Below are 21,499 nucleotides of genomic sequence, written 5' to 3' on the forward strand. Positions count from 1 at the left end.
GATCGCTTGCCGTCGCCGCAGCGACGAGGAGCGACGCCCATGCAGAGCCGCATCGCAGACCCGCAGTTCACCCGGATGATGGCCGGTTACGGCGCCACCAGCGCCGAGGTGCTCTACTGGATGCCGGACCATCCGGCCTTCCTCCAGACCTTCCTGTGGCAGTTCGAGGACATCGCGCCCGACTATCCGCGCCTGAAACGCTTCCTCGACCATTGGGAACGCGAGGTGCAGGCGATCATCCATTCGGTGCGGGTCATGCATCGCGGGCTGATCGCGCCGCAGGAGATCCGCTCCGTCAAGGATTCCGGCTTCCTACAATAGACGCTGGCCCTTGAAGCTCGTGTGGCCCGAGCGCCCGATGATGAGGTGATCGTGGACCACGATGCCGAGCGGCTTGGCCGTCTCGACGATGGTCCGGGTCATGTCGATGTCGGCCCGCGACGGGGTGACGTCGCCCGACGGGTGGTTGTGCACGAGGATGATCGCGGAGGCCGAGAGTTCGAGCGCACGGCGCACCACCTCGCGCGGATAGACCGGCGTGTGATCCACCGTTCCGGTCTGCTGCACCTCGTCGGCGATGAGCGCGTTGCGCTTGTCGAGGAACAGGACGCGGAACTGCTCGCGCGTTTCGTGCGCCATGGCCGCGCGGCAGTAGTCGAGGAGCGCCTGCCAGGAGGAGAGAAGGTCGCGGCCCCGGATCTCCTCCTTCATCACCCGCCGCTGCAGCGTCGTCAGGATGCGGAAGTCGAGCTGGCTGGCGCGGCCGAGCCCCTCGACCTCCGCCAGAAGGTGCGGCGGCGCGTTCAGGACCTGCGAGAGCGAGCCGAACCGGGCGAGAAGCGCCTTCGCCAGCGGCTTCACGTCGCGCCGGGGCACGGAGCGGAAGAGCACGAGCTCCAGAAGCTCGTAGTCGGCCAGGCCGTCGCCGCCGGTCGCCGAGAAGCGCTCGCGCAGCCGCTCGCGATGCCCCTCGTAGTGCTGGGCCTCCGCCATGCCGCCGGGTCTGGAGCCGCCCCGGTCGCTCATGCGGCGGCGGACGCGAATCCCGGCATGTTGAGGCCGCGCAGCGACGCCGTGAAGATCTCGACGCCCGTCTCCGTCACGCCCACCGTGTGCTCGTACTGGGCCGAAAGCGAGCGGTCGCGCGTCACCGCCGTCCAGCCGTCGCCGAGAACCTTCACGTGGGAACGGCCGAGATTGATCATCGGCTCGATGGTGAAGATCATGCCGGGGCGCATCTCGGGGCCTTCGCCCCGCCGCCCGTAGTGCAGGATGTTCGGCGCGTCGTGGAAGAGCTTGCCGACGCCGTGGCCGCAGAAGTCGCGCACGACCGAGCAGCGCTCGCCCTCGGCATACTCCTGGATCGCAGCGCCGATGTCGCCGACATGGCCGCCCGGCCGCACCTGTTCGATGCCGAGCATCAGGCAGCGATAGGTGATCTCGCAAAGCCGCTCGGCGGCGCGCTTGAGCTTGCCGACCGGGTACATGCGCGAGGAATCGCCGTGCCAGCCGTCCACCACCAGCGTCACGTCGATATTGACGATGTCGCCTTCGCGAAGCGGCTTCTCGTTCGGGATGCCGTGGCAGACGACGTGGTTGATCGAGGTGCAGGTGCTTTTGTTGTAGCCCTTGTAGTTCAGCGTCGCGGGCACCGCGCCGTGCTCTTTCGCGAAATCGAAGACGAAGCGGTCGATCGCCTGCGTCGTCACGCCCGGCTTCACCATCTCGGCGAGTTCGTCCAGGCACTGCGCGGTCAGCCGCGCGGCGCGGCGCATGCCCTCGAACCCCTCCGGCCCGTGGAGGCGGATGGATCCGGTGTTGCGGGTCGGATTGTCTTCGGCGACGAGATAATGGGTCATGGACGACTTCGATCGGCCCGCAAGGCGCGTGCGGGCAATGCGCGATGTTCTCTGACCTGGCGATGTCGCATCGATGGGCCCGGCCATCAAGTGCCGGACCTGCCGTTGCGTCTCTTCGGTCAGCTCTTCACGTAGCTTCCGGGCGCCGGCTCGATTTCGGGCAGGGCGTCGCCGCCGGGCTTGCGGGCCGGCACGCGCTCGTTCGACTTCGCTTCGATCCACGCCTGCCAGTGAGGCCACCAGGAGCCCTTGGTCTCCTCCGCCGCCGCGACCCAGTCCTCGAAGCTCGCGCCGCCACCGGGCGTCGCGCCCGTCCAGTACTGGTACTTGTTCTTGTCCGGCGGGTTGACGACCCCGGCGATGTGGCCGGAGCCGGCCATGACGAGATCGACGTCGGAGCCGAAGGCGACGGAGCCTTCGTAGACGCTTTTCGCCGGCGCGATATGGTCCTCGCGCGTGCACAGATTGTAGATCGGGATGTCCACCGTCTTGAGGTCCAGCGTCACGCCGCCGATCTCCATCCTCCCGCGCGAGAGCCGGTTCTCCAGATAGCAGTTGCGCAGGTAGAAGAGGTGGTTGGCCCGCGCCATGCGGGTCGCGTCCGAGTTCCAGTAGAGAAGGTCGAAGGGCAGGGGCTCCTTGCCCTTCAGGTAGTTGTTGATGAAGTAGGGCCAGATCAGGTCTGAGGAGCGCAGGAGGTTGAAGGCCGTCGCCATGTGCGAGCCTTCCAGATAGCCCTTGTCGGACATGGTCCGCTCCAGCATCTGCAGCTGGTTCTCGTCGACGAAGACCTTCAGGTCGCCCGCATGGGCGAAATCCACCTGCGTGGTCAGCAGCGTCGCGGTGCGGATGCGCTCGTCGCCCTTGGCCTTGAGATAGGCGATCGCCGTCGAGAGCAGCGTTCCGCCGACGCAGTAGCCGATCGCGTTGACCTCCGACTCGCCCGTGGCGCGGTGGACGGTGTCGAGACCGAAGACGATCCCGTCCTCGATGTAGTCCTGCCAGTCCATGCCGGCATGGCGTTCGTCCGGGTTCACCCAGGAGACGACGAAGACCGTGTGGCCCTGATCGACCAGCCAGCCGATGAAGCTCTTCTGCTCGTTCAGATCGAGGATGTAGAACTTGTTGATCCAGGGCGGCGAGATGAGGATGGGCCGCCTGAAGACGGTCTCGGTCCGCGGCGCGTACTGGATGATCTGGCAGATGTCGTTCTGCGCGATGACCGAGCCCGGCGTGGTCGCGAGGTTCTTGCCGACCGCGAAACCCTGCGCGTCGGACTGGCGCAGCTTCAGGACGCCCGAGCCCGCCGCCATGTCCTCGGCGAACATCTTCATGCCGCGCACGAGATTGGCGCCGTTCTGCGCCATGGTCTCGCGGTAGAGCTCGGGATTGGTGAGGACGAAGTTCGAGGGCGAGACGGCGTTGGAGAGCTGCTTGACGTAGAAGGCGGCCTTCTGGCGCGTGTGCGGGTCGAGGCCGTCGGCCCGGCGCACGAGGTCGTCGGCCCAGCGCGAGGTCAGGACGTAGACCTGCTTGAGGAAGTCGAAGAAGAGGTTGCGGCTCCACTCCTCGTCCGAGAACCGCTTGTCGCGCGAGGAGGTGGGGTCGGTGACGGGTTCGCCCGCCATCTTGCGGATCGAGCGGCTCCAGATGTCGAGATAGCCGGCGAAGAGGTGCGTCTGGGCTTCCATCGCCCGCGCTGGGTCCGTCAGCCAGTAGCGGCTGACCTGCGAGAGGGTGGAGATCATCTCCTCGTAGGTGCTCGGCCCCTCGTCGCGGATGTCGCCGCGCTCGCGCGGTTCCACCCAGGCGGACGCGGCCTTGCCGAGCTGTTCGAAGACATGCGCCATGTTGCGCGCGAAGGCTTCCGGGTCACGAACGGCGTAGTCCTCGACGCGGGCCGCGCCCGAGGCTTCATGGTCCGAATGCGCCTTGTTCATCGCTGCTCCTCCGTCCGCGTCCTTCCCATAAACCATAGAATGGCCCCCGGGTCCCCGGCTGCTACCGGCGGTGGCGCCGATTTCGTCGCGGCAGCGCAGCACGAGTGTGCCGCCGCGCATTCCCACGGCGCGCGCGGCGCGATGGAGCGCCGTGCGTCCGTTCGGACGCACAAAGGTCGCTCTAACTCTTTCATTCGACGCATCAGGCTTTCCGAAAATCGATTCCGATTTTTCGGGCCGATGCTGTAGACTGCGCCCCGCGACAAGATCGCGACGGCGGGCAGCGAGGATTTTTGATGGCACTGCGGATTCCGACTTGTATCGTTCTGGCCGCAGGTGCGCTGGTTCTCTCCGCCTGCCAGGGCATCCAGCCCTATCTGCCGCGTGACGAGACCCCGGTTCTGCCGCCCGCCTTCGCCGTCGAGGTTCCGCGCGGTCCCTCGGGCCAGCGCGTGGACGCGCGCGGCTTCCCCATGCTCGGCCACATGCCGCGCGCCGCCGCGCCGCAGGCCAGTCAGCAGCTGGTGGAGAACACGCAGGCGCGCTTCGCCAATGTCGAGACGCGCGGCACGGCTCCGACGGCCGCCGGCGTCCGCGATCTTCAGGGGCTCGCGGCCCGCCGCGCGGCCGCAGCGCGTTCCAGCGAGTATCAGCAGACCGTCGAGGAACTGCGCGCCATCGCCGAGCAGCAGCGCGCACGCTGACGATAGACGCCGGGCGGGACGGCCCGGCAACCCTTTAGGATGCGGCCCGGCGATCGGCGAGGCGGCGGCCTCCGACCCGCGATTGCGGGCTCTGCCGCCGCGTCGTAAGAGGCTGCCAGCTGCGCGAAGGACCACTCGCCATGGAAGAGTTCCACAAGGTTCGCCGACTGCCTCCCTACGTCTTCGAGGAGGTGAACAAGAAGAAGGCCGCCGCGCGCGCCCGCTCGGTCGACATCATCGATCTCGGCATGGGCAATCCGGACCTGCCGACGTCGAAATTCGTCGTCGACAAGATGTGCGAGGCGATCCGCGACCCGCGCACGCACCGCTATTCGGCCTCAAAGGGCATTCCGGGGCTTCGGCGCGCCCAGGCGGCGTACTACGCGCGCCGCTTCGGCGTGAAGCTCGACCCGGACACCCAGGTCGTGGCGACGCTCGGCTCCAAGGAAGGCTTCGCCAACATGGCGCAGGCCATCACCGCGCCGGGCGACGTGGTGCTGTGCCCGAACCCGACCTATCCGATCCACGCCTTCGGCTTCCTGATGACGGGCGGCACGATCCGCGCCATTCCCGCCAAGCCGGACGAAGACTTCCTGCGCGCGGTGGACAAGGCCGTTCGGCATTCGATCCCGAAGCCCATCGCGATCATCCTGAACTACCCGTCCAACCCGACGGCCTACGAGGCGAGCCTCGACTTCTACGCCGAGATCGTGAAGTTCGCGAAGGCGAACGACATCATCATCCTCTCCGACCTCGCCTATGCGGAGATCTATTTCGACGGCGTCCCGCCGCCCTCGGTGCTGGAAGTGCCGGGCGCGATGGACGTGACGGTGGAGTTCACCTCCATGTCGAAGACCTTCTCCATGCCCGGCTGGCGCGTCGGCTTCGCGGTCGGCAACGCCCGGCTCGTCGCGGCGCTCACGCGGGTGAAGTCCTATCTCGACTACGGCGCCTTCACGCCGATCCAAGTGGCGGCGACGGCCGCGCTGAACGCGGGCGACGGGCCGGTGGCCGAGGTGCGCGACATCTACCGCCACCGCCGCGACGTCCTGGTCGATTCCTTCGGCCGCGCCGGGTGGAAGGTGCCGCCCCCGTCCTCGACCATGTTCGCCTGGGCGCCCATCCCGGAGCCTTACCGCGAGATGGGCTCGCTCGAATTCTCTAAGCTCCTGATCGAGAAGGCGGACGTGGCGGTCGCGCCCGGCATCGGCTTCGGCGAGCACGGTGACGACTATGTGCGCATCGCGCTGGTCGAGAACGAGCACCGCATCCGGCAGGCGGCGCGCAACATCCGGCGCTTCCTTGCCTCCGGCCAGGAAGACAGGCAGAACGTCGCAGCGCTCGGCGCCTGAGCCGACCGTTCCTTCGGCGGCGTCCGCCGCCGTTCCTTTTGTTCGTTGAAGGGGACCGTCATGGATCGCCCGTTTAGGCTCGGCATCGCCGGGCTCGGAACCGTCGGCGCCTCGGTGGCGCGCCTGCTGGCCACCCGTCAGGAGACCTACGCGGAACGGGCGGGACGCGGGATCGAGATCGTCGCCGTCTCCGCGCGTGACCGGTCGAAGGACCGCGGCGTCGACATCGCCGGCTTCCAGTGGTTCGACGAGCCGGCGAAGCTGGCGTCCGAGGCCGAGATCGACGTCTTCGTCGAGCTGGTCGGCGGCTCCGAAGGCCAGGCGCTCGACGCGGTGAAGGCCGCGCTGAACCGGGGCCTCACCGTCGTGACGGCCAACAAGGCGCTGCTCGCCCATCATGGCGTGTCGCTCGCCAAGCTCGCCCAGAAGAAGGGCGGCGCGATCCTCTTCGAGGCGGCCGTCGCGGGCGGCATCCCGATCATCAAGACGATGCGCGAGGCCCTTCGCGGCAACGAGACGCGGCGCGTCTACGGCATCCTCAACGGCACCTGCAACTACATGCTGACGCGCATGGAGAAGGAGGGCATCGCCTTCGACGCCTGCCTCGCCGACGCGCAGCGCCTCGGCTACGCGGAAGCCGACCCGACCTTCGACATCGGCGGCTTCGACGCCGCCCACAAGCTGGCGATCCTCACCTCGCTCGCCTTCGGTTGCGAGATCGACCTCGAAGCGATCTTCATCGAGGGCATCTCCGAGGTCTCCAACGAGGACATCGTCGCGGCGGCCGAGCTTGGCTTCCGCATCAAGCTCCTCGCGGTCGCCCAGCGCACCGAATCGGGGATCGAGCAGCGGGTCCACCCGGCGATGATCCCCGCGTCCTCGGCGCTGGCGCAGGTCGACGGCGTGACCAACGCGGTCGCGGTCGACACCGACCTTCTCGGCTCGATCCTTCTGGCCGGTCCCGGCGCCGGCGGCGACGCCACCGCCTCGGCCGTGCTGGCGGACGTGATCGACGCGGCGAAGGGCGCGAACGTGCCGGCGCTCGGCGTCGAGGCGAGCCGCCTCGCGCCCTACAGGCGGGCGCGGATGCGCGCGCACGAGGGCGGCTACTACATTCGCCTTTCCGTGCAGGACAAGGTCGGCGCCTTCGCCTCGATCGCGCGGCGCATGGCCGAGAACCAGATCTCGCTGGAATCGATCGTGCAGCGCCGCCGCGATGAATCGCAGGACGATTCGACCCGTCCCGTCGTCCTGATCACGCACGAGACCACGGAAGCGGCGGTGCGCAAGGCGCTCGACGCGGTCTCCAAGGACGGCCATCTGGCCGGCGAGCCGCGCATGATCCGGATCGAAACGCTGGCCTGACCCGGCGTCGGCTTCATTGCGCCGACATCGTTTCTGGCCATAAGACAGCGCCAACGGGAGGCGCGTGAGATCATGCAGGATACCGGATCCCTGGATCGCAGACTGCCGGGCGAGGTCGCCCGCGCGACGGAGGCGGCCGCCATCGCGGCGGCGCAGCTTCGCGGGCGCGGGGACGAGAAGGCCGCCGACCAGGCGGCCGTGGACGCCATGCGCTCCGCGCTCGCCACCATGCCGGTGGACGGCACCATCGTCATCGGCGAGGGCGAGCGTGACGAAGCGCCCATGCTCTTCATCGGCGAGAAGGTGGGGACCGGCGACGGACCGGCCGTGGACATCGCGCTCGACCCGCTCGAGGGCTCGACGGTCTGCGCCAAGAACCTTCCCGATTCGCTGACGGTCGTGGCGCTGGCCCCGGCCGGCAGCCTTCTCAACGCGCCCGACGTCTACATGGAGAAGATCGCGATCGGACCGGGCTACCCGGCCGGCATCGTCAGCCTTCGCCAGAGCGCGGCGGAGAATCTGGAGGCGCTCGCCAAGGCCAAGGGCGTGCCGATCGGAGAGATCACCGCCTGCATTCTCGACCGTCCGCGCCATGCCAAGCTGATCGAGGAGATCCGCGGTTGCGGCGCCGCGATCCGCCTGATCGGCGACGGCGACGTGGCGGGGGTCATCCACGCCAGCGACCCGGGCGGAACGGGAATCGACATCTACATGGGCATCGGCGGCGCGCCGGAAGGGGTGCTCGCGGCCGCCGCCCTCCGCTGCACGGGCGGCCAGATGGAAGGCCGGCTGCAGCTCAACACGAACGAGAAGCGCGCGCGCGCCGAGGCGATGGGCGTCACCGACCCGTACCGCATCTATGCGCTGGACGACATGGTGCGCGGCGACGTGATCTTCGCGGCGACGGGCGTGACCGGCGGCAGCCTTCTCGACGGCGTGCGCTTCCGGCGCGACCGGATCGAGACGCACACGCTCCTCATGAGCTCGACCGCGAAGCTCGTGCGGGAGATCCGCACGCGCCATTACGAGCCGTGGCGGTCCCGGCCCTGACCGGGGCGCCGGCCCGCACGGCGACGCGTCTCGACGAGAAGCGGACCTTCCTCGGCGTCGAGCGTTCCGCGCTCGGCTGCCGCTGGACCCATTCGCTGACCCCGCGCGGCGAGGCGGTGGCGATGCAGATCGCGCAGGTCTACGGCCTTCCCGATCTCGTCGCGCGGCTTCTCGCCGCCCGCGACATTCCGGCGGCGGAGGCGGCGCGCTTCCTCGCGCCGACGATCCGCGACCTCATGCCCGATCCCTCCTCGCTGACGGACATGGACGCGGCCGCCGCGCGCATCGCCGATGCCGTCGAACGCCGCGAGACGGTGGCGGTCTTCGGAGATTACGACGTGGACGGCGCGGCGTCCTCCGCCATGGCCGCGCGCTATCTTCGCGCGCTCGGCCTCGATGTCGCGATCCGCATTCCCGACCGTCTGACGGAAGGCTACGGCCCGAACCCGACCGCCATGCGCGAACTGATCGCGGACGGCGCGAGGCTGATCGTGACCGTGGACTGCGGCACCACCGGAAGCACGGCGCTGGAGGAGGCCGCGCGCCTCGGCGAGGATGTCGTCGTCCTCGACCATCACCAGCCCGGCCCGTCGCTGCCGCCCGCGCGGGCCATCGTGAACCCGAACCGGCAGGACGATCTGTCGGGGCAGGGTCACCTCTGCGCTGCGGGCGTCGTGTTCCTGACGCTCGCGGCCGTCTCGCGCGAGTTGCGGCGGCGCGGACGGACCGGCCTGCCGGACCTCCTCGGCCTCGTCGATCTGGCGGCGCTCGCCACCGTCTGCGACGTCGTTCCGCTGGTCGGCTTCAATCGTGCGCTGGTCGTGCAGGGGCTGAACCTCATCCGCATGCGCCGCAATCCCGGCATCGCGGCTCTCGCGAAGATCGCGAGGCTCTCCGGCCCGGCCGACGCCTACCATCTCGGCTTCGTCGTCGGGCCGCGCATCAATGCGGGCGGGCGGATCGGCGACTCCTCCCTCGGCAGCCGGCTTCTGGCCGGCGACGACGAAGGCGAGGCGGAAGCCATCGCCGCCGAACTGCATCGCCTGAACGAAGAGCGCCAGGCGCTGGAGCGGGCGATGCTCGCCGAGGCCGAAGCGGAGATGCGCCGCGAGATCGGGGAGGGCGAGGGCCCGCCGGTGCTGGTCACCGCGCGCGACGACTGGCACCCCGGCCTGGCGGGCCTCGTCGCCGCGCGGCTGAAGGAGCGCTTCTCGCGGCCCGCCTTCGCGATCGCCTTCGGGACGGACGGACGCGGAAGCGGCTCCGGTCGCTCGGTTCCGGGCTTCGACCTCGGCGCCCTGGTGCGCGGGGCGGTCGAGGACGGCATTCTGGTGAAGGGCGGGGGGCACGCGATGGCCGCCGGCCTGACCATCGAACGGGAGCGGCTCGGCGACTTCCGCGAGCGGACCCAGATGCTGAGCGCGGCCGATCTCGCGGTGCTTCGCCGCCCGAGCGAACGGGCGATCGACGGAGCGTCGAGCGCCGGCGGCCTCACCTGCGATCTCGTCCGCACCATCGAACAGGCCGGACCCTACGGTGCGGGCCATGCCCAGCCCGTCATCGCCCTGCCACGGCACCGCGTCGTCTCGGCCCAGCCGATCGGCGAGGCCGGACATGTGCGCGCGACGTTGAAGTCACCCGACGGCGCCACGCTGTCGGCGATCGCCTTTCGCGCGATGGGAACGCCGCTGGAGCCTCTGTTGCTCGGCGGTTCCGGCGGTCCGGTGCATGTGGCCGGGCATCTGTCGCTCGATCATTTCCGGGGGACCGAAAAGGTCTCGTTCCGCATCTGCGACATGGCGGACGCCTACGACTGAGGCCGGAGCACCGGTCTTCGGTTGCGGCCATGGGGGACCGTGTCGGCCCGAACGCCGCCCGCGATCTGCACGGACCCGGAATGGCCGGAACGACGCGTCGAGACGACGCCGTACCGTCTTCAGCAGACGATCGAGCAATCACCTGCAACGGCCGATAAGCGCAGTCGAATTTCGAAATGTAGGGGAAGTGGTACGCCCACGGGGAATCGAACCCCGCTCTCCACCGTGAAAGGGTGGCGTCCTAACCGATAGACGATGGGCGCAGCGAGGGGACGTGTAGTGTGATTCTCTCGACGGCGCAAGACTTGGAAGGCCGTTTCGAACCCTGAATCGAGCCCTCAGCCGGCCCGTCGGCGGCAGGCCCAGTTCCAGTCGCGCTTGCGCCCGACATCCACATGGATCGCGGCCGTGTGGCAGTAGGTTCCGACGCCGCCCCGGTTCGGCAGCGAGCGCACGAAGGCAGCGACCGTCTGGCCGTCGACGCCCGGGACGTGAAGATCGGCGGCCTTGCAGGCCATGTGCATGGAGGCCTTGGCGCCGTTGACGCGGCGATTGTGGGAGGGGGACCGATAGCCGGAGGTGATGACCACGCGTTCGCCGAAGCGGCGCTCGATCTGGCCGAGAAGCTGTCGCAGACCGCTGTCGAAGCAGCCCGTCTCGATGTCCTCGCGCTGGACGAGGAAGCCGCTCGGCGCCAGACGCGCCATGCCCGACAGAGAGGCGACCTGCGTGTTGCCGATGTCGTCGAGGAAGTCCTCGTCGTCGACCGAGGCGCGCTGGCCGATCTCGAAGATGGAGGAGGGATCGACGCCGGGGAGCGAGGCGTCGCGCTGCGGCTTTCCGACGCCGTCCGTCCGCGTGATCAGGACGCGGCCGCTGCGGCCGCTCTCCGCGTTGCGCACCGGCGTGCGCGCTTCCGATTCGGTGAAGAGGGAGGCGTAGAGCGAGCGTCCGGCCTGCCGGTTGGGCTGGTTCGGTGCCGCGAAGGCGGCCATCGAGAGCGCTCTGGCGTCGTCGCCCGCTTCGGCCTGCGCGGGCTCCTGTGCCTGCGTCTCGGCGATCGCGGCCACTTCCGCGGCCTGCGCTTCGCTCGGCGCCTCGACCGCCGCGACGTTCAGCTCCGGTGCGTTGGCGAGCGTCGCGCTGCCCGGGGCGGGTGCCGCGCGCGTGCCGGCTGCGAGATTTCCGGGGGAGAAGCCGAAGAGCGAGCCGTCGCTCTGCGAGGCGGACATGCAGCCCGAGAGAAGCAGGCCGAAGGAAAGGACGGCGAGCGATGTCCGTCTTGCGCGCCATCGCTCGCGCACACTCGTCGTGTCGGCTTTCAAGTTCCGTCCACCCTCTCAAGGCGGATGCGCCGAGCGCACCACGCCGCATGTTCATCTGTCCCCCGTCAGTCCCCGGACGGTCGCCGAACTCGGCTGCGGGACGATCGACTCATGGTTTCCACGTCAGGCTGGACGACGAATGCGGCGTCCGGATGACGGAAACTTTACCATGTTCCCGTGTTCTGCATAGAGGCCCAGGGCTCCTGCGGCTCCTTCGCCTGTCCGGCCTGCAGAATTTCGATCGAGATCCCGTCCGGGGAGCGCACGAAGGCCATGTGGCCGTCGCGGGGCGGGCGGTTGATCGTCACGCCCGCGTCCATCAACCTCTGGCAGATCGCGTAGATGTCGTCGACCTCGTAGGCGAGATGGCCGAAATTGCGGCCGCCCGTATAGGTCTCGGGGTCCCAGTTGTAGGTCAGCTCCAGGAGCGGTGCCTTGTTCTCGCGCCCGGTCGCCTCGTCGCCGGAGGCGGCGAGAAAGACGAGCGTGAACCGCCCCTTCTCGTTCTCGATGCGCCGCATTTCGACGAGGCCGAACTTGCCGCAGTAGAAATCGAGGGCCCGGTCGAGGTCCTCGACCCGAACCATCGTGTGAAGATATCTCATGCTGCTCGCTCCATCGGCCTCATTGGCGCCGCGCGACGCAAGATAGAAGGCAGAAGGCTGGTGCCAACCCTAAGTGGCGCGGCGTTCGTTTCCGCTTCCGCAAAGCTTCGCGTTCCGGCCATCTTGCTGAAGCCATACCTTGCCCAACATTCATTTAGATGCATGAATCGCAGGCCAAGCGCGACGGGAATTCTTGAATGGTTCGACCGGACTCCGCGGCGCGGGAGGGTGAGGAGCGTGAAGCGGTGTCCGACACGCGGACCGTCTCCGGTCGGATCAAGTGGTTCGACGTCGCGAAAGGGTTCGGCTTCGTCGTGCCCGACGACGAGGGCGAGGACATCCTCCTTCACGTCACCTGCCTCCGGCGCGACGGCTTCGCCAGCGCCATAGAGGGGACGAGGCTCGTCTGCGAGGTGATGCGCGGAGAGCGGGGGCTGCAGGCGTTCCGCGTCCTGTCGATGGACACCTCCACGGCCGTGCATCCCTCCACCCTGCCTCAAGCTCGGACGCATGTGCAGATCACGCCCACCAGCGGTCTGGAGCGCGTCACCGTCAAATGGTTCAACCGGACGAAGGGATACGGTTTCCTCTCGCGCGGAGACGGCACGGAGGATATCTTCATCCACATGGAGACACTCAGACAATTCGGAATGACGGAGCTCCGTCCGGGGCAGGTCGTTCTCGTGCGGTTCGGAACCGGCTCGAAGGGGCTGATGGCGGCCGAGATCCATCCCGAATCGGGACCGTTGCATCCGGTGGCGCACTGATGGCGTCCGTCGCGAACTCGCTGCGGGCGAACTGGCGGGTGGCGGGGCTCGTCCTCGTCCTCGCCGTCGCCTCCTTCTTCGTCTTCACCTCCAACTCGATCGGCTCCACGGCGACCCTTTTCACGCAGAGCGGGATGCACCGCATCTCTGTCGAGATCGCCGACACGGACGAGACCCGCGCGACGGGGCTGATGCACCGCGAGGAGATGGCCGAGGACCAAGGCATGCTCTTCGATTTCGGCGAGACGCGGCCCGTCTCGATGTGGATGAAGAACACGCTGATTCCGCTCGACATGCTGTTCCTGCGCGAGGACGGCACCATCGCGCGGATCGCCCGCAACGCGCGCCCCTTCGACCTGACCCCCATCCCCTCGGGCGAGCCCGTCCGCTACGTGCTGGAGCTGAACGGCGGCGCCGCCGCCCGTCTCGGCGCGGCGGAGGGCGACAGGCTGGAGCATCCGATCATCGGAACCGGTCCCTCCCGCGCCGACTGACGCGCCGACTGAGCCGTTCTCGCAACACCCCGTCCGCCTTCCGGGCGATCGGCCGTCGCTGTCCCGCTTTTGGCCATATTGGAGTGGCGAGACCTGTTCCCGAAGGGGAGCGTTCCGGCCACGCCGGGCGCACCGGTTTCCGTTTGGTTTACCATGGGGCGCTAGGCTCCCGGCCACCATCGGATCGAACAGGATCGAAAAGGGGACTTCATGTCGAACGCCCGGTCTTCGCACGCGCGCTCCATGATCTCGCGTCGCCGCTTCGTGAAGGGCGCGCTGGCCCTTGCGGGCGCCGCGCTTCCCGGCGCGGCCTTCGCGCAGACCGCGCTCGACGGAATCCTGTCGGCGCCCTCGCGCGGCGAATGGAACGACCAGTTCGACACGCGCTCGGCCTCGACCGCCGAAGTCCTGTCGTACCAGCCGATCCTGTCGCAGAACACCGTCGCCGCCATGCAGTCGGCGATCCAGTCCTACAACCAGCTCGTCATGTCCGGCGGCTGGCCGAACGTCCCCGATCAGGCGGGCATGCGGCTCGGCGTCCAGGGTCCGGCCGTCCAGGCGCTGCGCGAGCGGCTGTTCTGGTCGGGAGACCTGCCGCGCTCGGCGGGCGGCGGCCAGGCGTTCGACACCTATGTCGACGCGGCGGTGAAGCGCTTCCAGACCCGGCACGGCCTGCCGGCGGACGGGGACGTCGGCGAGGCCACCTCCAAGGCACTGAACGTTCCGGCCAACATCCGCCTCGGCCAGCTGCAGACCAATCTGTCGCGCATCCAGGCCGAGCTGACGGACGCGCCGCGCCTCGTCATGGTCAACATTCCGGGCGCCTTCGTCGAGGCGGTCGAGAACGGCCGCGTCGTCCAGCGCCACACGGCGGTGGTCGGCAAGGTGGACCGGCAGACGCCGATCCTCCAGTCCGAGATCATCAATCTCAACCTGAACCCGTACTGGCACGCGCCGGCCTCGATCGTCCGCAAGGACATCATCCCGCTGATGCGCAAGGACCCGACCTATCTCCAGCGCAACGAGATCTACATCTACGCGTCCGACGGCTCGGTGATCCCGCCCGAGCGGATCGACTGGAACACGGACGAGGCCGTCCGCTACCTGTTCCGGCAGGAGCCGGGGCCGATGAACGCCATGTCGTCGGTCCGCATCAACTTCCCGAACCCGCATTCGGTCTTCCTGCACGACACGCCGCAGCAGTCGACCTTCTCGCAGCTGCTCCGGTTCGAATCGTCGGGCTGCGTTCGCATCCAGAACGTTCGCGATCTGATCGTCTGGATCGCCCGCGACGAGCCTGGATGGGACCGCGCGCGGATCGAGCAGACCATCGCGGCGCGCTCGCGCGTGGACATCGATCTGACGAACCGGCCGAAGGTGCATCTGTCCTACTTCACCGCCTGGGCGAGCGATCCGACGGCCGTGCAGTTCCGCGACGACATCTACCACCGCGACGGCTCGCAGCAGCTCGCCATGTCCAGCGTCGCGCCCTCGGCCTATCAGCCGGGCGAGCAGGCCTTCGCGGACCTGCCCTTCTAGGTCGGGAACCGCGCCGACACGGCGCTTCGTCGCATTCGTTATGATCGAGGACGGTCGGTGGCTTTGGCTGCCGGCCCGTTCCGCGTTAGCCCTTTGGCTTGGCGGAACCGACCCGGCCATGCTAGATCGCTGCCAACCCGAAGATGCGCTCCCACGCGGCCATGAAGCCGGAGCGGGGCGCCGACCAGCGGAGGTTCCATCATGTCGCAGGCCGTTTCAATGGAAGCGCAGCCGCGCTCGGACCGCTTCTTCTCCGAGGGCATCGCGGCGGGCGATCCGGCGCTCTTCGCCGCCATGCGCGAGGAGCTGGCGCGCCAGAGCCACGAGATCGAGCTGATCGCCTCGGAGAACATCGTCTCGCGGGCGGTGCTGGAGGCGCAGGGTTCGGTCCTGACCAACAAATACGCCGAGGGCTATCCGGGCAAGCGCTACTATGGCGGCTGCCAGCACGTGGACGTCGTCGAGCAGCTCGCGATCGACCGCGCCAAGGAGCTGTTCTCCTGCGGCTTCGCGAACGTGCAGCCGAATTCCGGCAGCCAGGCGAACCAGGCGGTGCTGCTCGCGCTCTCCAAGCCGGGCGACACCATTCTCGGCATGAGCCTCGACGCGGGCGGTCACCTGACCCACGGCGCCAAGCCGAACCTCTCGGGCCGCTGGTTCAACGCCGTCCAGTACGGCCTCGACCTCGACACCGGCCTGATCGACTACGACGCCGTGGAGGCTCTCGCTCACGAGCACCGGCCGGTCATCATCGTCGCGGGCGGCTCGGCCTATTCGCGCCGGATCGACTTCGCCCGCTTCCGCGCGATCGCCGATGCGGTCGGCGCCTATCTCTGGGTGGACATGGCCCATTTCGCGGGTCTCGTCGCCTCGGGTCATCACCCGAGCCCGTTCCCGCACGCCCATGTCGCGACCTCCACGACGCACAAGACGCTGCGCGGCCCGCGCGGCGGCCTCGTCGTCACCAATGACGAGGACATCGCCAAGAAGATCAATTCGGCGATCTTTCCGGGCCTGCAGGGCGGCCCGCTCATGCACGTCATCGCCGGCAAGGCGGTCGCCTTCGGCGAGGCGCTGACGCCGGACTTCAAGTCCTATATCGGCGCGGTGGTGGAGAACGCCCGCGTTCTCGCCGAGACCGTGCGCGAGGGCGGGCTCGACATCGTCTCCGGCGGCACCGACACGCATCTCATGCTGGTCGATCTGCGGCCGAAGATGCTGACGGGCAAGGCGTCGGAGACCGCGCTCGAGCGCGCCGGCATCACCTGCAACAAGAACGGCGTTCCGAACGACCCGCAGAAGCCGACGATCACCTCTGGCATCCGCCTCGGCACCCCGGCGGCGACGACGCGGGGCTTCGGTCCGGCCGAGTTCCGTCAGGTCGGCCAGATGATCGTCGAGGTGCTGGACGGCCTGAAGGCCGCCAACTCCGAGGACGGCAACGAGGCGGTCGAGCGGTCCGTGAAGGAGCGCGTGGTCGAGCTCACGAGCCGCTTCCCGATCTACCCCTCGCTCGGCTGAGCGGTCCTTGCGCTGCCCCTATTGCGGCTCGCAGGACAGCCAGGTCAAGGATAGCCGCCCCGCAGAAGACGGGGCGGCCATTCGCCGCCGCCGCGTCTGCCCGGACTGTTCCGGACGCTTCACCACCTTCGAGCGCGTCCAGCTTCGCGACCTGACGGTCGTCAAGAAGTCCGGCAAGCGCGTTCCCTTCGAACGCGACAAGCTCGCCCGTTCCGTCGAGACGGCGCTGCGCAAGCGCGCGGTGGAGGAGGAGCGCGTCGAGCGCATGCTGTCGGGCATCGTCCGGCGGCTGGAATCGCGCGGCGACGGCGAGGTCTCCACGCAGGAGATCGGCCTTCTCGTCATGGACGCGCTGCGCGGCTTCGACGACGTCGCCTATGTGCGCTTCGCCTCGGTCTATCACGACTTCCGTGAAGCGGGCGATTTCAACGCGATCCTCGACGAACTCGCCGAAGGCGGAAGCGTCGCGGTCCGGGAGGACGACGAGTGATGCATCCGACCGGCCCCGACGAGACCGATCTCCGCTTCATGGCGGCCGCGATCCGGCTGGCCGAACGCCACGTGGGGCTGACGGGCACGAACCCCTCCGTCTCCACGCTGATCGTTCGCCGCGACGGCGGCGTTGCGAGGATCGTCGGCCGCGGCATCACCGCGCTCGGCGGCCGCCCGCATGCCGAGACGGCGGCGCTGGCCGAGGCCGGAGAGGCCGCGCGCGGCGCCACCGCCTATGTGACGCTGGAGCCCTGCGCCCATCACGGGCGAACGCCGCCCTGCGCCGAGGCGCTCGTGGCCGCCGGCGTCGCGCGCGTCGTCTCCGCCTCCGCCGACCCGGACCCGCGCGTCGACGGCAAGGGGCACGCCATCCTTCGCGCGGCGGGCATCGAGGTTGTGCCGGCGGTCATGGCGAAGGAGGCCGCGCGGACGATTTCGGGCTACCTCACGCGTCACCTTCGCCATCGCCCGGAAGTGACGTTGAAGATGGCGCTTTCGGCCGACGGCATGATCGGCCTGAAGGGCAGGGGGCAGGTGGCGATCACCTCCGCCCTCGCCAACGCCCAGACCCATCTGGTGCGGGCACGCTCCGACGCGATCCTCGTCGGTATCGGCACCGCGCTGGAGGACGATCCGGCGCTGACCTGCCGCTTGCCGGGTCTTGCCGAGCGCTCGCCGAGCCGCATCGTCGTCGATTTCCGCCTCGACACGCCCGCGACCTCGCGTCTGGCGACCGAGGCCCGCGAGGTTCCGACCTTCCTCGTCGCCTCCAACGACGCCGATCCGGAGCGCCGCCGCGCGCTGCGGGAGATGGGCGTCGAGATCCTGGCCGCCGAGCCGGACGCCGACGGGCGCGTGGCGCTGCCCGAGCTTCTCGACGATCTCGGCGCGCGGGGAATCTCGACGCTCCTCGTCGAAGGCGGGGCCGCCCTTGCGAAGACCTTCCTGGAGGACGATCTGGTGGATCGGCTGACCCTCGTCGTCGGGCCGGCGACCATCGGCGCGGACGGCGTGCCGGGTCCGATCGGCCTCGACGAGGCGGCGCGACGGTTCGATCCGCTGCGTTCGGCGCACTACGGGCCGGACCGCTGGCACGAGTTCATTCGAAAGGCCGACTGATGTTCACCGGGATCGTCACCGACATCGGGCAGGTTCTGGAAGTCGAGGCGCTGGACGAGGGACGGCGCGTCCGCATCGCGACCGCCTACGATCCCGCGACCATCGACATCGGCGCGTCCATCGCCTGCTCCGGCGTCTGCCTCACGGTCACGGCGCTGCCCGAGCCGGGTTCGAACGCGCGCTGGTTCGACGTGGAGGCCTGGGAGGAGGCGCTCCGGCTGACGACCGCCGCGTCCTGGGCGGAAGGCACCGCTATCAATCTGGAACGGTCGCTGAAGATCGGCGACGAGCTCGGCGGCCACATCGTCTCCGGCCATGTGGACGGCCAGGCCGAGATCATCGCGGTCGAGGACGAGGGCGAGGCGAGGCGGTTCCGACTGCGCGCGCCGCCCGAACTCTCCCGCTACATCGCGCGCAAGGGCTCGGTCGCGCTCGACGGAACCTCGCTGACCGTCAACGCGGTGGAGGGCGACGAATTCGACGTCCTCCTCATCCGTCACTCGATGGAGGTGACGACCTGGGGCGGGCGGAACGCGGGCGAGCGCGTCAACCTTGAGGTGGACACGATAGCGCGCTATGCGGAGCGCCTGTTCGCCGGACGCGATTGACGCCCGGCCGTCCCATATTCCGCGACCGTCCCGCTCGTCTGCCGCAAGGCGCAGAACGCGCTCGGGCGCGTTGCTCGTCACGAGAGAGACCGTCATGGCCGGGCCGCACCTCCTGATCGTCGAAGCCCGCTTCTACGATCACATCGCCGATTTTCTCCTGGAAGGCGCGAAGGCCCGCATCGCGGAAGCCGGCGGGACCTTCGATGTGGTGACCGTGCCGGGCGCGCTGGAGATCCCGGCCGCGATCGGCTTCGCCCTCACCGGCGCCGAGGACGGCGGCACCGAGTATGACGGCTTCGTCGCGCTCGGCTGCGTCATCCGGGGCGAGACCTATCATTTCGACATCGTCGCCAACGAATCCTGCCGCGCGATCATGGACATCTCGATCGCCGAGAACGCCTGCATCGGCAACGGCATCCTGACGGTCGAGAACGAGGACCAGGCGCTGGCGCGCGCCAGGCCGGACCGGCTGAACAAGGGGGGCGGCGCGGCCGAAGCCGCGCTGACGATGATCGCGCTGCGCGATCGGCTGGGAGCCTGACGGCGATGTCGGAGACCCCCGCCAAGACCGTTCGCCCCGCCAATAAGCGCGGCGCCGCGCGCCTCGCCGCCGTCCAGGCGCTCTATCAGATGGATGTCGGCGGCACGGGCCTGATCGAGACCGTCGCCGAGTATGAGAGCCTGCGCCTCGGTCAGGAGCTCGACGGCGACACCTATCGCGACGCGGACGCCGCGTGGTTCCGTGACGTCGTCTCCGGCGTCGTGCGCAGCCAGAAGGTCGTCGATCCGCTGATCCATTCCTCGCTGACGGCCGATTGGCCGCTCTCGCGCCTCGACACGACGCTGCGCGCCATCCTGCGCGCCGGCACCTACGAGCTGACGGCTCGCAAGGACGTGCCGGTCGCCGTGATCGTCGCCGAATATGTCGATGTCGCCAAGGCCTTCTACGCCGAAGACGAGCCCCGGCTCGTCAACGCGGTCCTCGACCGCGTGGCGCGCGCGACGCGCGGCGAGGGGCGGGGCAAGGACGCGCCCGTCCGGGGCTGAAACGGACGGGGACGAATTTCGGGTCGGGCCGCGGAGGAGGCGCGTCGAGCGCCTCCCCCGAACCGGTCAGCGCTCCGGGCCGATGCCCGTGTTGCTGTTGCCGCCGATCATTCCGCCGAGGCCGCCCACGCCCGGTCCCGGAGGACCGTCGGTGGAGAGGAGCGAACCGAGGAAGCTCGCATCGCGCCCGGCGGTCGGCGTCGTGCGCGTGATGAAGTCGAAGAGCACGCCGTCCTGCAGGCCGTAATGGGCGATCTGCCGGACGCGGTTGTCCGGGCCGAAATAGACGGCCAGGACGCGCTGATCGACGAGGCGCGGCTGCATGAAGGCGACGGGGCGCACGCGCTTCTGCGAGATGTAGTAGAAGATCTCGTTGTCGAAGGTCGCGGTGGTGGACGGCGAGCCGAGCGCCAGCAGCACCTGCTCGCGGCTGGAGCCGACGGGAACCAGCGAGAGCGCCTGCTCGTCGATGATGTAGCCCTGATTCAGCACCTCGGCGGTCTGGCACCCGGCGAGCGCCACGGCCGAACCCAACATCGCGGCGCCGGCAAGCAGGCGGACGGCTCTCATCTTCGGGATCACGCGCAAAGGACCTCCTGCCATGTCGCTCTCGACCGATTGATACGTCATCGTCGCGAAATTGCGGCAACGCCGGTCGGTGGGAACGGAGCCGACTTGGTAATCCACGCCGGCCTTTGTTGCAATCGCGGCCCCTTCATGCGAACGCCCGGGAAACGGGAGCTGATCTCACACGAGGAGCGGAATGCTCGAACGCTGGCGCCGCAAGCGCGCGAACCGGGAGGTGGTGGAGCGCGTCTACGACGCGATCGTGGCGCGCGCCCGCAACCCCGCGCTCTATATCGAGGGCGGCCTGCCAGACACGGTGATGGGGCGCTACGAGGCGCTGGGCATCGAGGTTCTGCTCCTGCTCGACCGCTGCCGCGAGGACGCGACGCTCAAGGCGTTCTCGCAGGACATCGTCGATCGCTTCATGCTCGACATGGATCATTCGCTGCGCGAGATCGGCATCGGCTATCAGGGCGTGCCGAGGCGCATGCGCCGGCTCGCCAACCGCTTTTACACGCGCGTGTCCGAATTCGGTCCGGCTCTGGCGGCGCGGGACGGGGACGCGCTGTCCGCCGCCATCGCCAGACGCTCCTTCGCCGACGATCCGGCCCCGGAGGGAGCCCCCGACTTTCTCGCCCGCCACATGATCGCGACGGCCAGGAGCTATTCGGCACTGCCGGCGCAGGCGATCCTGCGCGGCGAACTCGACGTCAAGGAGATGAACGATGGCGCAGACGAAGACGCAGCCTGACGGCGAGCTCTCCCAGGTCCGCCACGACGTGCGCGTCTCGCGGTTGGCGCAGAGCGGCGACGGCATACGGGTCGAGTGGGACGAGGGGCAGAGGAAGGCGGTCGCGGATTTCCTCGCGGTCGTCTCCATCGATCGCTTCGCCGCACAGATCACCGCTTCGCCCTTCGGCCGGGGCGGCGCGGCCTTCCGCGGCACGATCGAGGCCGAGATCGTCCAGGAATCGATCGTGACCCTGGAGCCGGTTCGCCAGATCGTCCGCGAGAGCTTCGCGCGGACCTTCCTGCCGGAAGGGTCCTCTCTCCTGCGCCCGACCATCGACGAGGCCGGCGAGATGGAGCTCGACCCCGAGGGGGAGGATTCGCCGGATCCCTTCACGGGCGACACGGTCGATCTCGGCGCCGTGCTGGTCGAAACGCTGGCGCTCGCCGTCGATCCCTATCCGCGCGGCGGCAGCGAAGCCTTCGAGGACGAGGCGCCGCCGCCCGAGGACGAGAAAGTGTCGCCTTTTGCGGCCCTTGCGGCGCTCAAGACGGACGGATCCTCCCGCTGATCGTCCGTCGCCGGTTGCCCGGCTGCC

General features: G+C 68.9%; 23 protein-coding genes and 1 tRNA gene. 17 read left to right on the top strand and 7 right to left on the bottom strand.

Annotated elements, in window-relative coordinates; translation table 11 throughout:
• Positions 1-39: 39 nt before the first annotated feature.
• Positions 40-321 (top strand): usg protein, encoded by a 282-nt coding sequence (locus AC6R2M_RS08180; protein WP_500487255.1) that lies wholly within the window; start codon positions 40-42, stop codon positions 319-321.
• Here AC6R2M_RS08180 and radC read toward each other — a convergent pair.
• The 3 genes from radC to phaC all read right to left on the bottom strand — a co-directional run bounded on the left by radC (position 313) and on the right by phaC (position 3,799).
• Positions 313-1,026, bottom strand: coding sequence for a RadC family protein (gene radC, locus AC6R2M_RS08185; RefSeq protein ID WP_500487257.1), 714 nt, complete (start codon positions 1,024-1,026; stop codon positions 313-315). The genes AC6R2M_RS08180 and radC overlap by 9 nt on opposite strands.
• The gene (gene map, locus AC6R2M_RS08190; protein ID WP_500487259.1) at positions 1,023-1,859 is read right to left on the bottom strand and encodes a type I methionyl aminopeptidase; all 837 of its coding nucleotides are present in this window, start codon (positions 1,857-1,859) and stop codon (positions 1,023-1,025) included. The genes radC and map overlap by 4 nt, the downstream gene beginning before the upstream one ends.
• A 119-nt stretch (positions 1,860-1,978) precedes the next feature.
• Complete coding sequence (gene phaC, locus AC6R2M_RS08195; RefSeq protein ID WP_500487261.1) at positions 1,979-3,799, bottom strand: class I poly(R)-hydroxyalkanoic acid synthase; 1,821 nt, start codon at positions 3,797-3,799, stop codon at positions 1,979-1,981.
• Positions 3,800-4,095: 296 nt separating this feature from the next.
• Between phaC and AC6R2M_RS08200 the strand changes: the two genes are divergently transcribed.
• The 5 genes from AC6R2M_RS08200 to recJ all read left to right on the top strand — a co-directional run bounded on the left by AC6R2M_RS08200 (position 4,096) and on the right by recJ (position 10,087).
• Positions 4,096-4,503: a hypothetical protein gene (locus AC6R2M_RS08200; RefSeq protein WP_500487263.1), complete on the top strand. Its 408-nt coding sequence runs from the start codon at positions 4,096-4,098 to the stop codon at positions 4,501-4,503.
• 140 nt (positions 4,504-4,643) lie between these two features.
• Positions 4,644-5,855 carry an LL-diaminopimelate aminotransferase gene (locus AC6R2M_RS08205; RefSeq protein ID WP_500487264.1) on the top strand — a complete coding sequence of 404 codons (1,212 nt, stop codon included), beginning with the start codon at positions 4,644-4,646 and terminating at the stop codon, positions 5,853-5,855.
• 60 nt (positions 5,856-5,915) lie between these two features.
• On the top strand, positions 5,916-7,220 hold the full coding sequence (locus AC6R2M_RS08210; protein WP_500487266.1) for a homoserine dehydrogenase: 1,305 nt from the start codon (positions 5,916-5,918) through the stop codon (positions 7,218-7,220).
• 72 nt (positions 7,221-7,292) lie between these two features.
• On the top strand, positions 7,293-8,270 hold the full coding sequence (glpX, locus tag AC6R2M_RS08215; RefSeq protein ID WP_500487267.1) for a class II fructose-bisphosphatase: 978 nt from the start codon (positions 7,293-7,295) through the stop codon (positions 8,268-8,270).
• The gene (gene recJ, locus AC6R2M_RS08220; protein WP_500487269.1) at positions 8,252-10,087 is read left to right on the top strand and encodes a single-stranded-DNA-specific exonuclease RecJ; all 1,836 of its coding nucleotides are present in this window, start codon (positions 8,252-8,254) and stop codon (positions 10,085-10,087) included. Before glpX ends, recJ begins: the two co-directional genes overlap by 19 nt.
• Before the next feature lie 188 nt (positions 10,088-10,275).
• Here recJ and AC6R2M_RS08225 read toward each other — a convergent pair.
• The 3 genes from AC6R2M_RS08225 to AC6R2M_RS08235 form a co-directional block, all read right to left on the bottom strand.
• Positions 10,276-10,350, bottom strand: a tRNA-Glu gene (locus AC6R2M_RS08225).
• A 75-nt stretch (positions 10,351-10,425) separates the two neighbouring features.
• On the bottom strand, positions 10,426-11,412 hold the full coding sequence (locus tag AC6R2M_RS08230; RefSeq protein WP_500487271.1) for a YcbK family protein: 987 nt from the start codon (positions 11,410-11,412) through the stop codon (positions 10,426-10,428).
• A gap of 164 nt (positions 11,413-11,576) precedes the next feature.
• Positions 11,577-12,017 carry a VOC family protein gene (locus tag AC6R2M_RS08235; RefSeq protein WP_500487273.1) on the bottom strand — a complete coding sequence of 147 codons (441 nt, stop codon included), beginning with the start codon at positions 12,015-12,017 and terminating at the stop codon, positions 11,577-11,579.
• 197 nt (positions 12,018-12,214) lie between these two features.
• On the opposite strand from AC6R2M_RS08235, the gene AC6R2M_RS08240 reads away from it, so the two are divergent.
• The 9 genes from AC6R2M_RS08240 (at position 12,215) to nusB (ending at position 19,604) form a co-directional block, all read left to right on the top strand.
• Positions 12,215-12,784: a cold-shock protein gene (locus AC6R2M_RS08240; protein WP_500487275.1), complete on the top strand. Its 570-nt coding sequence runs from the start codon at positions 12,215-12,217 to the stop codon at positions 12,782-12,784.
• Positions 12,784-13,278 (top strand): DUF192 domain-containing protein, encoded by a 495-nt coding sequence (locus AC6R2M_RS08245; protein WP_500487277.1) that lies wholly within the window; start codon positions 12,784-12,786, stop codon positions 13,276-13,278. Before AC6R2M_RS08240 ends, AC6R2M_RS08245 begins: the two co-directional genes overlap by 1 nt.
• Before the next feature lie 210 nt (positions 13,279-13,488).
• On the top strand, positions 13,489-14,817 hold the full coding sequence (locus tag AC6R2M_RS08250; RefSeq protein ID WP_500487279.1) for a L,D-transpeptidase family protein: 1,329 nt from the start codon (positions 13,489-13,491) through the stop codon (positions 14,815-14,817).
• A 219-nt stretch (positions 14,818-15,036) separates the two neighbouring features.
• Positions 15,037-16,338, top strand: coding sequence for a serine hydroxymethyltransferase (glyA, locus tag AC6R2M_RS08255; RefSeq protein ID WP_500487538.1), 1,302 nt, complete (start codon positions 15,037-15,039; stop codon positions 16,336-16,338).
• A gap of 7 nt (positions 16,339-16,345) precedes the next feature.
• On the top strand, positions 16,346-16,828 hold the full coding sequence (gene nrdR, locus AC6R2M_RS08260; protein ID WP_500487282.1) for a transcriptional regulator NrdR: 483 nt from the start codon (positions 16,346-16,348) through the stop codon (positions 16,826-16,828).
• Positions 16,828-17,949, top strand: a complete 1,122-nt coding sequence (ribD, locus tag AC6R2M_RS08265) for a bifunctional diaminohydroxyphosphoribosylaminopyrimidine deaminase/5-amino-6-(5-phosphoribosylamino)uracil reductase RibD (RefSeq protein WP_500487539.1) — start codon at positions 16,828-16,830, stop codon at positions 17,947-17,949. Before nrdR ends, ribD begins: the two co-directional genes overlap by 1 nt.
• Positions 17,949-18,557: a riboflavin synthase gene (locus AC6R2M_RS08270; protein WP_500487284.1), complete on the top strand. Its 609-nt coding sequence runs from the start codon at positions 17,949-17,951 to the stop codon at positions 18,555-18,557. Before ribD ends, AC6R2M_RS08270 begins: the two co-directional genes overlap by 1 nt.
• 94 nt (positions 18,558-18,651) lie before the next feature.
• Positions 18,652-19,098 (top strand): 6,7-dimethyl-8-ribityllumazine synthase, encoded by a 447-nt coding sequence (locus AC6R2M_RS08275; protein ID WP_500487286.1) that lies wholly within the window; start codon positions 18,652-18,654, stop codon positions 19,096-19,098.
• Positions 19,099-19,103: 5 nt separating this feature from the next.
• The gene (gene nusB, locus AC6R2M_RS08280) at positions 19,104-19,604 is read left to right on the top strand and encodes a transcription antitermination factor NusB (protein WP_500487288.1); all 501 of its coding nucleotides are present in this window, start codon (positions 19,104-19,106) and stop codon (positions 19,602-19,604) included.
• 66 nt (positions 19,605-19,670) lie between these two features.
• On the opposite strand, the gene AC6R2M_RS08285 is transcribed toward nusB, so the two are convergent.
• Positions 19,671-20,174 carry an outer membrane protein assembly factor BamE gene (locus AC6R2M_RS08285; protein ID WP_500487290.1) on the bottom strand — a complete coding sequence of 168 codons (504 nt, stop codon included), beginning with the start codon at positions 20,172-20,174 and terminating at the stop codon, positions 19,671-19,673.
• 193 nt (positions 20,175-20,367) lie between these two features.
• Between AC6R2M_RS08285 and AC6R2M_RS08290 the strand changes: the two genes are divergently transcribed.
• Together AC6R2M_RS08290 and AC6R2M_RS08295 are read left to right on the top strand one after the other, a co-directional pair.
• Positions 20,368-20,922, top strand: coding sequence for a ubiquinol-cytochrome C chaperone family protein (locus AC6R2M_RS08290; RefSeq protein WP_500487292.1), 555 nt, complete (start codon positions 20,368-20,370; stop codon positions 20,920-20,922).
• Positions 20,897-21,472, top strand: a complete 576-nt coding sequence (locus AC6R2M_RS08295) for a YceD family protein (protein WP_500487294.1) — start codon at positions 20,897-20,899, stop codon at positions 21,470-21,472. The genes AC6R2M_RS08290 and AC6R2M_RS08295 overlap by 26 nt, the downstream gene beginning before the upstream one ends.
• The last annotated feature ends 27 nt before the right edge of the window (positions 21,473-21,499 follow it).

The sequence above is a fragment of the Aureimonas sp. CAS genome (genome assembly GCF_059838215.1).